Source organism: Thermococcus sp. MAR1, from assembly GCF_012027305.1.
Classification (GTDB): domain Archaea; phylum Methanobacteriota_B; class Thermococci; order Thermococcales; family Thermococcaceae; genus Thermococcus.
On record NZ_SNUF01000044.1, the window covers coordinates 1 to 390 of the forward strand.

Genomic DNA, 390 nt, shown 5'->3' on the forward strand with positions numbered 1-390 from the left:
GCCAGGTTCAGGAAAAAGCAAGATCGTTAAAGAGTTCGAGAAGAGAGGTTTCCCGAGCGTTTCTATGGGCGACGTCGTAAGGGAAGAGACTGCCAAGCGTGGCCTCGAGCTCACAAAGGAGAACGTTGCCAAGGTGAGCATTCGCCTGAGGCAGGAACTGGGCCAGAATGCCGTGGCAAAGCTCGCCGTTGAGAAGGTCAGAGAACTGCTCAGAAAGAATAAAGTAGTTGTAATCGACGGCGTCCGCTCTCTTGACGAGGTAGGAACCTTCAGGAGCGCTTTTCCTAGTGAGGAGATCATCATCGTCGCTGTCCATACACCGCCACATATGCGCTTCGAGCGGCTCAAAGCCAGGGGAAGACACGACGACCCGCAGAGCTGGGAGGACTT

General features: G+C 54.6%; 1 protein-coding gene. It reads left to right on the forward strand.

Annotated features, from left to right (window positions below; genetic code table 11):
• On the forward strand, positions 1-390 hold a 390-nt coding region (locus tag E3E25_RS11460), incomplete at both ends, for an AAA family ATPase (protein ID WP_167893425.1).